Genomic DNA, 16,492 nt, shown 5'->3' with positions numbered 1-16,492 from the left:
AAACATTTCATGAACAAAATCATTTTACCTGGTGCTATGGGAAGAATACGTTCTTTTTTTAAAAATACAAGTATAGAAGGACTTAATATGAAAGGTCCAAACCGGTTTTTCTTTTTATTACTTCTAACGGTTTTGTTAACTGCTTGCAATCGAGAGGTAGAAGAAATAGTGCCCCTAAGCAAGGAGACAAAAGTATCTGAAGAAAAAGAGAAAGAAAAAGAAAAAGAGAAAGAAATAAAAAAAGACAAAGATCATAAAAATATTAGATTAATAAGACGAATCTTGGATCTTGCTTCAAAAGGTATGGTCCCTGATAGTGATTTCAAGCTATCAGACCATATTAAAGAGGTCCATAACAAATGGGGAGATCCCTCAAAAACAGATCGTTACAAGGAATATTTTTACGAAAATTATTCAAATAGAACCATCACATTTGGCTATTCCGGAGATGGGGAGATTTTTGATATTCGTTCCTATAACAAGGAGCTTGGAACATTAACCTTTGGAGACATAACTTCTTCAATAGGAAAACCTGAATATAGTAGAAACGTGAACAACGAATTGATCTATGGATACAGACTACAAGATGGTATCGAATTAAAGTTTATCGTTCCTGAACGTACTGGGAAAGTAGATCACATCTCTATTTATCGCAAAGTGGAGAACCAAGAAAAAACTGTACCGCCTAAGTTAGTGGAAAAGTATATATTAGATATTAAAGGTACATCAAAAAAGTTGTCGGGAACCGCCTGGGCTAATATGTTAAAGTCTCGGGAACAGATGAAAACGCTTGCAAGAGATTATGAGGGAAGGGTTATTTTAAATGGTCCGAATCAAAAAATGGTAGCATTGACATTTGATGATGGCCCGGACAGAAAAATCACTCCAGGAATTATCGACATCCTAAAGAAGTACCAGGTTAGAGGCAGTTTCTTTTTTGTCGGAGAAAAAGTCCGCCAGAACCAGGATGTTGTTAAGACCGCCTTTCAAGCCGGAAACCTGGTCCTCAGTCATAGTTTCTATCACAACGATTTGAGTAAACAGGGTAAGGGTGAAATAACAAATGATTTAAGGATGACCAATGTGGCAATCGAAGAGGTTATAGGAAAAAGCCCTGCATTATTCCGTCCGCCTTATGGTGCGACCAATAGACATGTCATCACGACTTCTCAGGAACAAGGTCTAAAGATCGTACTCTGGTCGATAGATACCCTAGACTGGTCTCAAAAAGAAAGTCATAATATCAGTCAGAATGTTTTAACGAATGTTCGCAATGGGGATATAATCCTCTTTCATTCAGATGAAGATAAAGCGGAGACTTTAAGAGCACTTCCATCTATCATCACGGGACTCCAGAAAAAAGGTTTTCAAGTAGTAACACTTGATACTTTGTTAAACACAAAAGCATATCAGTGATTATTTAAAAAGTACTTAACATTAGTTAAGTACTTTTACTTTAAACATTAAATTCCAATTTTAACCAATGATTTACCTCATGTATCATTTGTATAGAAACTTTGATATTGATGTCGATGCTTAATAACTTTAAGATGTATTTGTAAGTTATTGTAAGCGATTACAAATACAATGAGGAGGTAAATGTGGTAGGGGTGTAAATTTACAGGGGCTGTCCACGATTAATCGTACAAGTATGGTCTCGGTCCGTAAACATGGGACACATGTTCCAGAACTTGCAGGAAAATTCTTGAGGAAAGTAATGAACATTTAGTAAACGCATTTACAATTCTCTTGCTTCTTCGGGTGGATACTGTCTTTGTAAACTGTCCCGTTGACTTGATTTACATTCTAATGAATGGTTGGGTACCTTTATACTTAATCGTAGCCGCCATCTTCATTTACTATATACTAGCTACAATTGTTCCCGTTATCGGGAGATATTTTTCTGTGTACTATCAAAATCAGAAGTAAAAGGAGTTTTGAACATGTTAGGATTCTTACAACGTATCGGTAAAGCACTGATGCTGCCAATCGCTGTTCTTCCGGCAGCAGCCTTATTGCTTCGCCTTGGACAAAAGGATTTATTAGACATTCCATTCATAGCAGCGGCTGGTGACGCCATCTTTGCTAACCTGGCCCTGTTGTTTGCCATCGGGATTGCGATCGGTCTTGCAAAAGACAATAACGGCGCAGCCGGATTAGCCGGAGCGATCGGGTACCTTGTATTGACAAAAGGTACAGTCGCCATCGATAAAGACATCAACATGGCAATCCTTGGGGGAATCATCGCCGGGATTGTGGCTGGACTTTTATACAACCGCTTTCATGATATCAAGCTTCCTGAATGGTTAGGATTCTTTGCAGGAAGACGTTTCGTTCCGATCATCACCTCACTCGCTATGTTAATACTGGCAGGTGTGTTCGGATACATCTGGCCACCGATTCAAGAAGGAATCAATAACTTAGGACAATGGATTACAGGAGCCGGAGCAGTTGGCGCAGGCATTTATGGATTCTTAAACCGTATGCTCATTCCGCTAGGGCTTCATCACGTAATAAACAGTTTAGTTTGGTTCGTATTTGGCGAGTACAACGGGGCAACTGGTGACTTGAACCGATTCTTCGCTGGGGACCCTACTGCTGGAACCTTCATGACTGGTTTCTTCCCGGTGATGATGTTCGGTCTTCCAGCCGCGGCGGTTGCCATGATTGCCGCTGCTAAGAAAGAAAAAAGAAAAACCGTTACAGGAATGCTGATAGGTCTTGGATTCACTTCTTTCCTAACGGGGATTACAGAACCGATCGAATTCCTGTTCATGTTCATCGCACCGGTACTTTATGGGATTCACGCGGTGTTAACCGGAATATCATTAGCCCTTACAACAGCGCTTGATATTCATCACGGATTCGGTTTCTCGGCAGGGGCACTCGATTATTTCCTTAACTTTGGAATCGCCCAAAAGCCAGGACTGCTGGCTGTAGTCGGTGTAGGTTATGCAATTGTTTATTTCATCATTTTCTACTTTGTGATCAAGAAGTTTGATATTAAAACACCTGGCCGTGAAGATGATACAGCAGTAGAAAAGGCTGAAGCGAATGAAGTACAAAACGACGGATTGGCTGCTCAATATCTAAACGCGTTAGGCGGAAAAGAGAACCTTCTCAACATTGACAACTGTGTGACGCGTCTTCGACTGAAAGTAAAGGATACGAAAGACGTAGACGAGGCACAGCTGAAGCGATTAGGAGCAAGAGGCGTCATCAAGCTGAACAACACCGATCTTCAGGTTGTCGTAGGGACTAAGGTAGAGAGTTTGGCGAATGACCTTAAGAAATTGTAAAAAACGAAACATTACAGAGATGGTACCGTATTGGTATCATCTCTTTCTCATCAAATTAAAGTTCAAATCAGGTCCTATTTTGACTGTGAAAACCCTATTACAAATGGTGCGCTGCTTTTCTTGGTATCTAATCAGAATAAAAAATGCACAATTGCATGAAACAAGAGTTTAATTCTCAAATTGATACATCGGTTTTCACTGCAACTTTAAACAGTGGAAGGAGTAAAGGTATATAGCAAATACTTTTGGGAGATGTATATATTACTCTTTTAGAAGGGTAGACACTAATGAATTAACGATCAAGCAAGCCTAGTTTTGTTTTTTGGGAAATGAGCACATTAACACTATAAGACATTCTATCTGAGCAGGAGGAGTTTAATTGGATAATTCATATCGAACTGAACGAGACACGATGGGTGAAGTGCATATTCCTAGCGACAAGATGTGGGGACCGCAAACACAGAGAAGCCTAATTAATTTTAAGATCGGAACAGAAATGATGCCCATCGGACTCATTAGAGCTCTCGCATATGTTAAACGTGCTGCGGCAAAGGCGAACTTGAGTCTTGGGGTAATATCTGAAGAGAGAGCGAGTGTAATTATAGAAGTAACTGAAGAAATCCTTGAAGGAAAATGGGACGATCAATTTCCTCTAGTGGTTTGGCAGACCGGAAGCGGGACCCAAACAAACATGAACATGAACGAAGTCATTGCAAATAGAGGGAATATGCTTCTTAAAAAAAAGGGTAGTCATGAAAAACTCCATCCAAACGATGATGTTAATCGTTCTCAAAGTTCTAACGACACATTTCCCACCGCAATGCATATTGCAGCTGTATTAGCTGTAGAAGAAGCTTTATTACCTGTCATCAATGAGCTAAAGGAAACCTTGCAAATGAAGACGAATGAGTTCAAAGACCTGATCAAAATCGGCCGTACCCATTTACAGGACGCAACACCGCTAACGCTAGGTCAAGAAATCAGCGGTTGGTCTTCAATGCTCGAGAAAACTTATTCGATGATTCAAGCCAGCACGAACACAATGAAAGAGTTGGCGATCGGTGGGACAGCTGTTGGGACGGGGCTGAATGCCCACCCTCTATTTGGTGAGATCGTAGCGGAAGAAATAAGTAGATCCACTGGGATACGCTTTTTATCAGCAAACAATAAGTTCCATGCGCTTAGTAGCCATGATCAGATCGTATATACCCATGGTGCTATAAAAGCATTAGCAGGGGACTTGATGAAAATAGCTAACGATGTGAGGTGGTTAGCTAGTGGTCCCCGTTGTGGGATCGGGGAGATCATGATTCCTTCAAACGAACCAGGAAGTTCGATCATGCCAGGAAAAGTGAACCCAACGCAGAGTGAGGCTTTAACAATGGTTGTTTGCCAAGTGATGGGAAATGATGCAACAGTCGGATTTGCAGCGAGTCAAGGTAATTTTCAACTTAATGTTTTTAAGCCAGTGATCATTCATTCGTTTTTGCAGTCTGTGGGGTTACTCACTGATGCAATCCTTTCCTTTAATAAACATTGTGCAACCGGAATTACTGCTAATGAAGAAGTAATTAAAAAGTACTTAAATGAATCATTAATGCTAGTAACAGCACTAAATCCACATATTGGGTATGAGAAAGCGGCTGAAATCGCGAAGAAAGCTTTTGATGAAAACATTACATTAAAAGAGGCTGCTGTTAAGAGCAAACTGTTAACTGAAGAGCAGTTTGAGATGTATGTTAGACCAGAGAAGATGGTCGAATAGTATTTCTTCAAAAGAGGACGACTTCAGAATCGTTTGAAGTTGTCCTAATTTTAATTATAATATTTAATAATATTAAACACATAGTACTAGGATTTTTGATGAAAAGGGAACGCTTTTTACAGAAATCTAATCTTAATTTTATTGTTAAAAATTTGATTTTTGTTCTTAAAAACAAAAGACCCCCCTACATGATCAATCATAAGTTCATGCTGATAAACTTCTTCAAAATCTTCATCAATCAAGAGTTTAAAATCATCTACATTTAAAATTTTTTCGTAATTCTTAACAGGCCGGAGTGGGATAACTTTCATTTCGTAAATATTATTAACAATGTCGCAACTCCCCCTGTCTAACGATAATTGAATCAACTGGTCAGGTTTGACTCCTTTCATTGCCTCTCTTGCTGAATCTGTAATTTTGATATTCAAATCTCTGCACTCCTTCATGTTAATTCTTTACTAGTATTAATCATTAACGTGCTCACGCTTTAAACATTATTTGTTCAGGAGTTTATCTATACCACTCTCTGTCAAAACTAATATGAGGACACTATTCCTCCTATACTTAATTTGCACAATCTGGAGAGGGTTTTTAGATGAAACTGTCAAATGTTCAAATCTTTTGGATACTAACCACACACGCTCTTGGTGTAACATTGATGCTTACTATTAGACAAACCATTTCTATCTCCAGACAGGATGCTTGGATATCAGTTTTAATCGGTGGAGCTTTCAGTCTGTTGATTGTTTATGTAGCAGTTAAACTTAGTCAGATGTTTCCGAAAATGACCTTCGTAGAATATACGCAGTTGTTGTTAGGAAAAAAACTTGGAAAACTTGTACTACTGCTATATTTTGCACAGTGGTACACAGTGAACGGGGTAATACTTCGTGAGTTTTCTGAACTGATGAAGTTAACGATGCCCCAAACGCCTACATTTGTTATTATAATCGGTATGCTTTTAATCGTGGTCTTTGCGACTTATCATGGTATCGAGATTATCGGAAGGTGTAGCGAGTTTATCGGTCCTATCATCATAATCAGTATTCTAGTAACATTTATTTTAAATATTAACAATATGGATATAAGCAAACTGTCACCTGTATTTGAAGAGACCGGTACAGCAGCTATTTTAAAGGGAGCCATACCGACAGCAGGATTTGTTGGCCAGAACTTCGTGGTTTTCATGTTGATCGCATTTTTAAGTAAACCGAAAGATGGGTTAAAGGCTGCGTTGTGGGGCACAGCAATTCCGTCGATAGTCGTAGCGTTGGCAACTCTAATTGTAATTGCTACCTTCAGTCCCTTTTTGCCTTCACATATGTGGTATCCGTATTTTAGATTAATCCGTGTCATTTCAGTTTTGGATTTTATACAGAACGTTGATGTTATCTTTATTGTTGTATGGCTTACAAGTGTATTTATGAGGTTAGCCCTCATTTTCTTTGCGGCAACTTATGGGGCAGCACAATTTTTTAACGTGAAGAACTGGAGAAGGTTGATTTGGATAAACGCACCTGTTGTCTTTCTGATCTCCTTGTTGCCACAAAGTGTTGTTATGTCTGACATATTATATCCAGTTTATATAACGCAAAGAATTGCACTGCCCATTGTTATGTTTGGTATACCGTTGTTTTTATTGATACTAGCAAAGGTGAAAAAGAGAAAAGGAGATCAGAAAATCAGTCATTGATAATAACTGGCTCTGATTTTGTACCAGTGAACTTGACTTTGCTGTCAACTTGAATATTGACTTTTAATTCCTTAAAATGAGACGTCCAGTCATCTTTAATCAGTTTCCATTTCTGTGGGTCCTTTTTACGAAAAGCCTCCCCGAATTCTAGAGGATCAGTCCCGAGGCCCTGTATTTTTTTTATTGAATCCTTGATTTGTTTCTCTAAAGCTTTTTCTTGCATCCTCTCCAATTGATTTAGAATTTGTTGATCTGATATGTTTAAGTTTTTACATTTGTTAATCTCAGCGATGGTAGACTCAGTTTGAACATTGAGATCTACAAGTAACTTATCTTCTTTATAGTAAGGATTGATTGAATGTTTTGTCTCCTGGACTTGAAACATTACACTACCTTTATTGTTGTTTGGACAGTTCACACCTGCTTTTGCTATATTTATTTCACCTAGTGCCCATAACAGCCCCTCACTTTCGTGAGCGTTTAAAAATCCTTTGAGTTTATCTTTATAAAAAAGAGCTGTTCCATTTATTTCTAATTTTTTTGTAGCTTTGTTTTCTGTTATGTCAATCCTTGTTGCAACTGCACAAGTCGGTCTGTTTTCAAATGTACTTATAAAGTCCTCCCAATTAATGACTTTGGCAAGCGATTCGTCCTTACTCTGTTTGATCATGTTCTTTATTCCTATAGCAGGGAATTTTTGTAAGGGAATCTCCGTTTCCATGACTTCCTTTCCGGTTTTGTTTGTCACGAGGACCCAAGAAGTTCGACGGAATAAAGGATCTCTTTCAAAATAGTCAAGAACTCCTTCAATACCATTTCGTGCCATCTCCTCCCCGAAAACGACGACATAATTATGAGAAAGAAATATTTTTCTAGGCGATTCTTTTGTAAAGTTCTGTACCGCATCCAAAACGGTTTTTCCCTTAGCTGTCATAACTACATAGGGTTTCCCTGTAGTTGATTCCGTTTTAACTGCAGATGCTGGATTAGCGATTTGTGCAGTAATTTGAACAGGATTATTCCCAGATACTTTGTCTACACCTAATCCTATAACAATGGCCAATTCATCGACCTCATGCTGGTCCCAGCAACCAGTCGTAGTGAACAAAATTACAAAAGCCAACATATTCAAGATTATTTTATTCTTCATAAATCCTCCAGATAGAACAACCATTACTTTTAAAAACCGATTATTTATTAGAAGAATCTGGTCTAGGTGTCTCCTGTCTTTTTTTATTTTTAGGACTTATCAGTTCCGGCCTTTTTTTCATCAGCCACCAGGGAGCACGAATTATCGTATCCTTCATCCCACTCAAACTGAATGGAGCGACTGGCGTAAAGTAGGGTACCCCAAATGATCGCATTGAACATAGATGTATGAGCATTGCCATTAGGCCTAACATAATCCCATAGAACCCGAGAATAGCCGCAATCATCATCAACGGGAACCTTAGCATTCTCACACTGATCGCAATGTTAAAAGCAGGAATAGCAAAAGAGGCAATAGCTGTAATAGCAACCACGATGACCATCGGTGGTGAAACAATACCCGCAGTTACCGCTGCTTCACCAATAACTAGTGCTCCAACAATACTGATTGCTTGACCAACTGGTTTAGGGAGTCGAACACCGGCTTCACGTAAAGCCTCAAACGTAAGTTCCATCATAAGCGCTTCTATAAATGAAGGGAACGGTACCCCCTCATGTGCTCCCGCCACACTGATCAGTAAGGAGGTTGGTAACATCTCTTGATGGTAGGTCGTTATCGCTATATACGCAGAAGGAAGAACAAGGGCAACCAAAAACACGAAATAACGAACTACCCGAACAGCGAACGAGAATAAATACCGTTCATAATAGTCTTCACTTGATTGAAGAAATTGAACAAAAACACTCGGAACGATTAGAACGAAAGGGCTCCCTTCAACAAAGATCACAACTCTACCTTCCAGTAATTCAGCTGCTGCCTTATCAGGTCTTTCCGTATGTGCGATCTGTGGGAAGGGAGAGAAGGGGTGATCTTCTATTAGTTCCTCTACATAGGCACTTTCGATGATAGAGTCCACCTTTATTTTATTAATACGATCCTTTACTTCATCTATTACTTTTTCGTCTGCCACACCCTCAATATAAGAAATTACAATGTTTGTTTTGGTCTTTTCACCAGAAATGAGTTTTTCCATCTTAAGGTCGGTAGTCTTTATGATTCTTCGAACGAGTGATGTATTGGTCCTTAAATTTTCAGTGAATCCTTGTCTGGGTCCCCTAACAACGGATTCTGTAGCAGGTTCAGAAACCGGGCGTATTTCTCCACCTTTTGTACTCGCGATTATACATAAAGGGACACCATCGATAAGGATTGCTGTTTCCCCGCTCAAAACGGAAAGTATGATATCCTCAAAACGATTTTGCTCCTTGATTTCAGACACACTCAAAAGGTTATCCTTTATCCTGGAGAAAATTTCATGAGGATTTTTTACATCATTAGGTTGAAGTAAACGATATTCTTGGAGTAATGGATTTACAATATTATCATTTATAGCATATTTGTCTACCAGGCCATCCATCCAAATAATCTGTGCCCTTACAACCCCTTCTGTTCCTAGCAAGAGCTCGCGGTGAACGATGTCACTACAATTTTGAAAGGTATCTTTGAACAAAGTTGTATTTACAGTAAGCTCTGAACTTAAAAGGCCTTTGATTCCTAGAGAATCATTTTTCACTTGAAGGGGGTCAATGTTTCTTGGTTCTTTCCTTTTTTGAAAAAATCGGCTGAATCGATTTCGTGACATGTTTTATTCTCCTTTTCCAGCCTGATAAAGGTTATAGTCACCTATTTTTCTTATTAATATTCGAATCAGACAATAGATAAAAACTATTATTCCAATAGAATAAACAGCATTGATGGATGAAATCTTCTTACTTAGAATAAAAATATGACACAATCTAAAAAACCTTAATTTAGATGTAATACTTTAACTTAAAATAGTAAAACTTATACATTGCATCATGATTATGTTAGGGGGTAAAAGAAAATGAAATTAGAAGTAACCGATAATGCTCTAAATTGGTTCAACGATGAGATGGATGCAGAAAAAGGAGATACCTTTAGGTTTTTCGTTAGATACGGAGGAAACAGTCCAGTTCAGAGTGGATTTTCACTAGGTGTTACAAAAGAAACTGCACAAGACGTGGCAACGTCTTTAGATAAAGATGGGATTACTTTTTTTATAGAAAATAAAGATCTTTGGTTTTTTGATCAACATGACCTTAAAGTAGATATTGATCAAGGAGACGGTACTCTAAGTTTTTATTATTCTAAATGACAAGCACCCATGATGTTTGAATGTAAAGTAAGGCAGACGATGAACATGAAAAAAGAAGTAATCTTCTCATAAAGAGAAGATCACTTCTTTTTGTTTATAAATACCTGAATAAAAATGAACATTTATTATAGATAATCTAAATAATTCAAAAACAAAAGTGATACAATAACATTAGTAAAAAGAATTGTATTTTCCGTTTTGATATATAACGTCTATATATAAGTGGGTGAATTTCATGGAGTTTAGGCAATTAGAATATTTTATGGCGATTTGTGAAGAACTTCATTTCACGAGAGCGGCTGAAAAACTTGGAATAACTCAACCTACACTTAGTCACCAGATTAAGGCTCTCGAAGATGAAATCGGAATGCCGTTATTCGACCGAGTAGGGAAGAGAATCGCAATTACTGAAGCGGGGAACGTTTTACGTGAACAAGTAGCTAAAATATTCAGTAATTTAAAAGGTGCATCCGAGAAAATAAGGGAACTTCAAAGTATTGAGAGAGGGAATCTTTCTATAGGTGCTCTACCCGGTGAAATAAACCAACTGGTATCCCTACAACTTTTAGATTTTCATCATCTTTATCCTGAGATAAAGATTAGACTGGTCGGACTTGACGATCTCTTTGAAAGGGTTTTAAAGAATGAAATCGATTTAGCCGTTACAATCTTACCTTTAAATGAAGATGAGAGGGTCTCAACGATCCCGCTATATAGAGAAGAATTCTATCTTGCTGTATCTCAAGATCACCCTCTTGCTGCTAAAGATTCGATCGATTTTGAAGAAATCAACCAAAATTCAATTGTTATGTTCCCGCAGAATCATCAGTGTCGAAAATTAGTTGATGTTACGTGCAATTCGATAGGATTTAAGCTCAAGCCACGGATCGAAACCAATACGGTGGATTCGATCATCAGCCTTGTCCGAGCAGGTGCAGGTGCAACAATCCTCTCAAAAACGCTATTAAGTTTGAACGATACCTCCAAACTCAAAGTGATTAGAATACAAAACCCTACAATCTGCCGTCAAGTAGGGATTGTCTATCATAAGGATAAATACATTAGTTTTGCAGCACAGCGCTTTATATCCTTATTAACTGATCACATAAAAAGCATGGAATTGGAAGAACCAATAAATTGTTCGCAATTATAATAATGGAGTTAAGTGTATCCCCTCAACGACAGTATTACATCGTTGAGGGGTTTTATTTTCGATTTTAATAGAAAACATCTATTGTTATTATCGAAAAGATAATATTGTTCAATGATACGATGCGATTTATAATTCAATTACATACTCGATACAATATTTTGGACAATATAAAGAGAGTGGTATCGATATGAGATAAAGTAAGGAGTGGAGAAAATGAGTAAACGAGCAAGCAATGTTCAACCTATAGGTGAAACGTTAGAGATGAAGAAGACGAGTTCTCTACAATTCTTGCCTGTCAACTTATTTGGATCCGTTATGGGGTTATCAGGACTCGCACTTGCATGGAGATGGTCTCATGAAATGTTTGGAACCTACTCCATCGTTGGTGAGTTAATTGGAGCAATTGCAATTATCGTATTTATCATTCTGGCTGTGTCTTATATCACCAAATGGATCAAGTTTCCTCATAAAGTACGTGAGGAATTTAACAACCCGATTGTCGGAAACTTCTTTGGTACGATCACGATCGCAATACTTTTACTTTCTTCAGTTTTAGCACCATATCATAAAGGATTGTCTGAGATCGTATGGATTATAGGTACTATAGCTACCATTATTCTAGCGTGTATCATCGTACACCGGTTATTGGTTCATAAGCAAGACATACATCATGCTACACCTGCCTGGTTGATTCCTGGTGTAGGTACCTTAGATATAGCTGTAGCTGGTGGTACAATGCCTTTTTCATGGGTAAATGAGATTAACCTTTTTGGTTTCGCGGTAGGGGGGATCCTTGCATTAGTGTTCTTTACTTTGATTTTCTCAAGGTTGATGCATCATGATCCGCTACCAGATAAAATGACACCATCCTTGATGGTATTAATCGCACCTTTTGGTGTAGGTTTCTTATCTTATACAAACATTATTAAAGGTGTGGATATGTTCGCTTCGATCCTGTTCTATTTCGGTCTTTTCTTAGCAATCATCCTTTTTGGTCAAGTATTCAAGAAAGGCCTTCCGTTCGGTGCATCTTGGTGGGCCGTAAGTTTTCCTATGGCTGCCGTTGTGAATGCTGCCTTCAAATATGCCAACTACGTAAATACTTGGCCGCTTAAAGCAATAGCCGCGATCTCACTGATCGTACTCACAATCGTTCTAGCAGTCATCTTCGTTCGTACGTTGACTTACCTCTTTAGAGGTGAACTGTTAAAGGGATAGGGTTTGTTAGTAGGGGCATCAGTGGGATGCTCCTATTTTTGTTATTTCAACTCCAAGTTAGAAGGATGTGATAGAAATGATGCAATCTACATTAACATACAAGGCAATGATGTTATTAGCAGCAATTTTTCTAGGGCTTACAGCAACAATCGTTAATTATTTATTTAAAGATGGATATCTCATACAAGACCTTACAAACGTACAATACGGATTCGGTCTTATCATCATTTGGCTATTGGTTCTTCCCAAAATTAATAAACTTAGGTCTCCTCATGGCAGGGAATGGATGTATTTAATAGGAACAGGTGTAACAGGGGCTTCCGCTATATTTTTTTACTTTCAGTCTCTAACGATGATCCCTGTATCGTTAAGCATCATACTGTTGTTCCAGTTCTCATGGATTATCACTGTCATTGATATCATTATTAAGAAGAAAATGCCCTCGTTTGAAAAATGGATTGGTATCCTCTTCATCTTCATTGGGACAATCTTCGCAGTAGAGTTAATTGGTATTGACCTTTCAAACATTCCGTTAAATGCTATCGGGTTGGGACTACTCGCTGCGGTTCTTTTCGCACTTAGTTTATATCTGCCTGAATATATAAGCGACGATTCCTCTTCTTTATTAAGGGCTGCTATCACTTTAACCGTGGCTGCGATCGTTATCCATATTTTATACCCACCCACATATCTCACTTCGGGTATTTTAACGGAGGCCAGGTTTATTAAATGGGGGTTAATAATGGCAGTCTTTGGACAAGTTGTTCCATTACTGTTCATGCTTATTTCTATACCTCGAATCGGAGGAAGAATGGCAGGTATCCTAGGTTCCATAGAACTACCTACTACCGTATTCTTCGCGCTAATTATTCTCAAAGAAGAGGTTACATGGATGAGATGGTTAGGTGTTCTTTTAATACTTGTAGGGATCTTTATTAGTGAAGGTTTAAAGAGCAGGGTGAATATACCAGTGTCCAAGGGATGATTTAGATTGAATAAAAAGTGTTATTTCAACATTTATTTATTTACCCAGGATATAAGTGTATTCTTGTTGTTGTTCAAAAATTTAAAATTAAAAGATGTTTACCCAAAGAGGATTCCTAAATCCTCTTTTTTCAATATGTAGATTGTCTATGCTCTTTGAAATAACCTTGGGTTTGATTTTTAGTACTTAACAAAAGAAATGAGGAGTAAGTATTTGATGAAACAATCAAGATTTTTTTTACTGATGTTTAATATGTTTATAGCCATGATGGGATTTGGATTGATTTTTCCTATCCTTCCTGACTTTTTAAAGGAATTTAACGCAGGAGGACAAACGGCAGGATATCTAGTTGCTGCATTCGGTTTAACCCAATTCATATTTTCACCTATTGCAGGGAGAATGTCAGATAAGTATGGGCGGAAAATCATGATAATTGTAGGTCTACTATTATTTGCAATTTCGAATTTCATTTTTGCTCTTGCAGGACATGTATCCCTCCTTTTTATTTCCAGATTAATAATTGGTATCGGAGCTGCAGCAATGATTCCTTCAATGTTGGCATATGTAGCGGATATTACAACAGCGGAGAACAGGGGAAAAGGTTTGAGCCTCATGGCCGCTTCAATGTCTCTTGGTTTTGCCATTGGACCGGGATTTGGCGGTTTTCTAGCTGAATTTGGACTACGCACCCCATTATATGTATCAGCTGTGGTTGCTGCAATAGCCGTCATAAGTTCAATGGTTCTTCTGCCTGAGTCATTAACCAAAGAAAAACAATTATCTGCGAAAGAAGCAAACCGAAATATGGAAAGTGTTATAATCCAATTTGGCAGATCAATTAGAGCTCCTTATTTCATTTTGTTAGTACTCGTGTTCTCGATGACGTTTGGACTTGCCAATTTTGAAGCAATTTTCCCTATGTTTGTTGATGAGAAATACAATTATACGACTAGAGAAATTTCTATAATGATTACAGTCGGTGCTCTTATCGGAAGCTTTATCCAAATGACTCTCATGGGAACTTTATTTAAACATTTTGGTGAAAAATCCTTGATTAATTTGACGTTATTACTTTCTGCTTTATCTTTAATACTCATGCTCTTTTCAGGAAACTTTTATTACATCCTAGTGCTGACTGTACTATTCTTTAGTTTTACTTCTATGATGAGACCTGCGATCAATACATTACTTTCTAAATCAGTAGGAGAAGCTGAGCAAGGGTTCGTAGCAGGTATGAACAACGCTTACATGAGCCTCGGTAATATATTTGGACCAGCAGTTGCAGGTACTTTATATGGATTTAGCATAAATGCACCTAATGTATTTGGAGCAGCAGTTTTGGTCTTCAGCCTGTATCTAAGCTTCTCAGGAAAAAGAAGCCCAATAACGATAAGTAAAAAATTAGATTCTTGATTATTCAAAAGATCTGAAGGTATATTTCTAGAGGTATCTTCTATATGAAAAGAACACTTAATATAATCCGTACAGTAGAGCGCTTTACGATCTATGACCATCAATGTTTTTGCCGAAGTCTATTTTGAGAAAATTAGTAAGAGATTATTTGAAGTAACCTTGGATAGAGGGGTTGCTTCTTTTTCATAGGATATACACATGTATAAAGAAAAAAGAGAAGACAGCTTGTCTTCCCTTGATGGTATCTCTATACGATTAATACTGTGGTTCCGATTGGAATGGTTTGATATGCCCATTTAGCAACATCCATCGGGTTTCTAATACAACCGTGTGAAGCTCTTCTTCCGACCGTATTATTGATGATCTTATCGTATTTATTAGTGAGTACACTATGATAATAATAAGCTCCTGTAATCTTCATGGCATACATCGCATTAATCGCAGAACCCTTTTTATTCAAGTGTGTCCGCTTAGACTGGATTGCAAACTGTCCCCTTATAGTAGGAGTAACATTGTTTCCGGTAGCGCTTAATGTGGTTTTAATAACTTTATACGCTCCTGAGCTGTTTTTCTGAATAAAATACGTTTTCTGCCTGTTAATATCAGTAAAAATGATAAAATTTGTTTTAGAAGTAACCTTCCTTGATTTAATGTAAGCGATTACTTGCTCGTTCGTCATTATGGATTTATCTGTTTTAGGATTTGGCGGAATGGACAAATAGCGCTTTGTAACGTAGTACGTCTTACCCTTATATTTGATATAGTAATACTTTCCGTTGCCTCTGTCTGAAAGAATTTCTACTGTAGAATATTTAGGAATTCCATAAACCGCAGAAGTGGTCTTTGCATATACCACTCCGCTTGTAACTTTTGGGGTTGCTTGAGGAACCACAGAAGTTGACACGTTTTTTTCCATATTACTTTGTTTTTGTTTCTGTTCAAGATTTGGGATAGTTTTTTGTTTTATTCCATTCTCTAAAGTTATAGAAGATGTCTTTTTCACAACCTCAACTTTTACATTCTCTTTTTTCTCGAGCAGATCTCCTCTAACCGGTTGTGAGTTAAATACTAACACGTACATTGAAATACATAATAAAATCATTACCTTTGTTTTCAAGTTAATATCCCCCCATAGTATTTCTCTATATAAATAGCAATTTAAGCTTAATATCAAAATCCAAAAAACTTACTTCCAATCTTTCTATCCATTCACCTCCTAAAAAATTCAAGTTACAAACAAATTATAATTTCACAATAATGATTAATCAATGCAATTGTTTCTATTAAAATGATAAGAAATATCTATCAAAATAATATTTTTTACCTTTATGAATATTTGGGGAGTTTTACTTTTTTTAATCATAAACATTTACACGTAGCATCTGAGGGAGGGAAGTAATGAAGATAAAGTTATTTTTTTTGCGTATTTGGGAATGTCTTAGCTCTGATTTAAGATATAGAACTGATAGGTATAGTAGCGGATTATGGGAATATTTCAATAGAAAAGGTTATAAAGAATGTCAATGATTTAAATATAGCGGGGAAAAAGATATTCTTGTTTTCGAAGGAGCGATTAAACACTTCTGTTTCTGAGGCCAACAACTTTTACGGAGATTCCTATGTAGCCTACATCATAAGAA

Annotated in this window: 13 protein-coding genes and 1 pseudogene; 10 read left to right on the top strand and 4 right to left on the bottom strand. The window is 37.5% G+C overall.

The window, feature by feature from the left end; genetic code table 11:
* Positions 1–9 precede the first annotated feature (9 nt).
* From IEV52_RS19765 to fumC, 3 genes are all read left to right on the top strand, one after another.
* Entirely contained in the window at positions 10–1,416 is a 1,407-nt protein-coding gene (locus tag IEV52_RS19765; RefSeq protein WP_188404309.1) for a polysaccharide deacetylase family protein, read from the top strand.
* A 527-nt stretch (positions 1,417–1,943) separates the two neighbouring features.
* Positions 1,944–3,299: an N-acetylglucosamine-specific PTS transporter subunit IIBC gene (gene nagE / locus IEV52_RS19760; protein WP_188404308.1), complete on the top strand. Its 1,356-nt coding sequence runs from the start codon at positions 1,944–1,946 to the stop codon at positions 3,297–3,299.
* A gap of 379 nt (positions 3,300–3,678) precedes the next feature.
* Positions 3,679–5,064 carry a class II fumarate hydratase gene (gene fumC / locus IEV52_RS19755; RefSeq protein WP_268234793.1) on the top strand — a complete coding sequence of 462 codons (1,386 nt, stop codon included), beginning with the start codon at positions 3,679–3,681 and terminating at the stop codon, positions 5,062–5,064.
* A 116-nt stretch (positions 5,065–5,180) separates the two neighbouring features.
* On the opposite strand, the gene IEV52_RS19750 is transcribed toward fumC, so the two are convergent.
* A complete protein-coding gene (locus tag IEV52_RS19750) occupies positions 5,181–5,492 on the bottom strand; it encodes an iron-sulfur cluster biosynthesis family protein (RefSeq protein WP_188404307.1) in 312 nt (103 codons plus the stop codon).
* Between the two features lie 167 nt (positions 5,493–5,659).
* On the opposite strand from IEV52_RS19750, the gene IEV52_RS19745 reads away from it, so the two are divergent.
* Positions 5,660–6,757 carry a GerAB/ArcD/ProY family transporter gene (locus IEV52_RS19745; protein ID WP_188404306.1) on the top strand — a complete coding sequence of 366 codons (1,098 nt, stop codon included), beginning with the start codon at positions 5,660–5,662 and terminating at the stop codon, positions 6,755–6,757.
* Here IEV52_RS19745 and IEV52_RS19740 read toward each other — a convergent pair.
* Positions 6,747–7,907 carry a Ger(x)C family spore germination protein gene (locus tag IEV52_RS19740; RefSeq protein ID WP_188404305.1) on the bottom strand — a complete coding sequence of 387 codons (1,161 nt, stop codon included), beginning with the start codon at positions 7,905–7,907 and terminating at the stop codon, positions 6,747–6,749. The genes IEV52_RS19745 and IEV52_RS19740 overlap by 11 nt on opposite strands.
* A gap of 40 nt (positions 7,908–7,947) precedes the next feature.
* Complete coding sequence (locus IEV52_RS19735; RefSeq protein WP_188404304.1) at positions 7,948–9,549, bottom strand: spore germination protein; 1,602 nt, start codon at positions 9,547–9,549, stop codon at positions 7,948–7,950.
* Between the two features lie 243 nt (positions 9,550–9,792).
* Between IEV52_RS19735 and IEV52_RS19730 the strand changes: the two genes are divergently transcribed.
* The 5 genes from IEV52_RS19730 (at position 9,793) to IEV52_RS19710 (ending at position 14,852) form a co-directional block, all read left to right on the top strand.
* Positions 9,793–10,083, top strand: coding sequence for a HesB/YadR/YfhF family protein (locus IEV52_RS19730; protein ID WP_188404303.1), 291 nt, complete (start codon positions 9,793–9,795; stop codon positions 10,081–10,083).
* A 235-nt stretch (positions 10,084–10,318) separates the two neighbouring features.
* The gene (locus tag IEV52_RS19725) at positions 10,319–11,236 is read left to right on the top strand and encodes a LysR family transcriptional regulator (RefSeq protein WP_188404302.1); all 918 of its coding nucleotides are present in this window, start codon (positions 10,319–10,321) and stop codon (positions 11,234–11,236) included.
* A gap of 213 nt (positions 11,237–11,449) precedes the next feature.
* A complete protein-coding gene (locus tag IEV52_RS19720; RefSeq protein WP_188404301.1) occupies positions 11,450–12,454 on the top strand; it encodes an SLAC1 anion channel family protein in 1,005 nt (334 codons plus the stop codon).
* 76 nt (positions 12,455–12,530) lie between these two features.
* Positions 12,531–13,439, top strand: a complete 909-nt coding sequence (locus IEV52_RS19715) for an EamA family transporter (protein WP_188404300.1) — start codon at positions 12,531–12,533, stop codon at positions 13,437–13,439.
* A gap of 198 nt (positions 13,440–13,637) precedes the next feature.
* Positions 13,638–14,852 (top strand): MFS transporter, encoded by a 1,215-nt coding sequence (locus tag IEV52_RS19710; protein WP_188404299.1) that lies wholly within the window; start codon positions 13,638–13,640, stop codon positions 14,850–14,852.
* 247 nt (positions 14,853–15,099) lie between these two features.
* Here the strand turns inward: IEV52_RS19710 and IEV52_RS19705 are convergent, their stop codons facing one another.
* The gene (locus IEV52_RS19705) at positions 15,100–15,969 is read right to left on the bottom strand and encodes a L,D-transpeptidase (RefSeq protein WP_188404298.1); all 870 of its coding nucleotides are present in this window, start codon (positions 15,967–15,969) and stop codon (positions 15,100–15,102) included.
* Positions 15,970–16,305: 336 nt separating this feature from the next.
* Between IEV52_RS19705 and IEV52_RS22415 the strand changes: the two are divergent.
* Positions 16,306–16,401 (top strand): annotated as a pseudogene (locus tag IEV52_RS22415) (nucleoside hydrolase); the annotation flags it as partial.
* Between the last annotated feature and the right edge of the window lie 91 nt (positions 16,402–16,492).

It is taken from the genome of Fictibacillus barbaricus (genome assembly GCF_014635025.1).
GTDB classification, from domain to species: Bacteria; Bacillota; Bacilli; order Bacillales; family Fictibacillaceae; genus Fictibacillus; species Fictibacillus barbaricus.
Note: the sequence above shows the minus strand (reverse complement) of the source record. Positions and strands in the feature narration are given on the sequence as shown.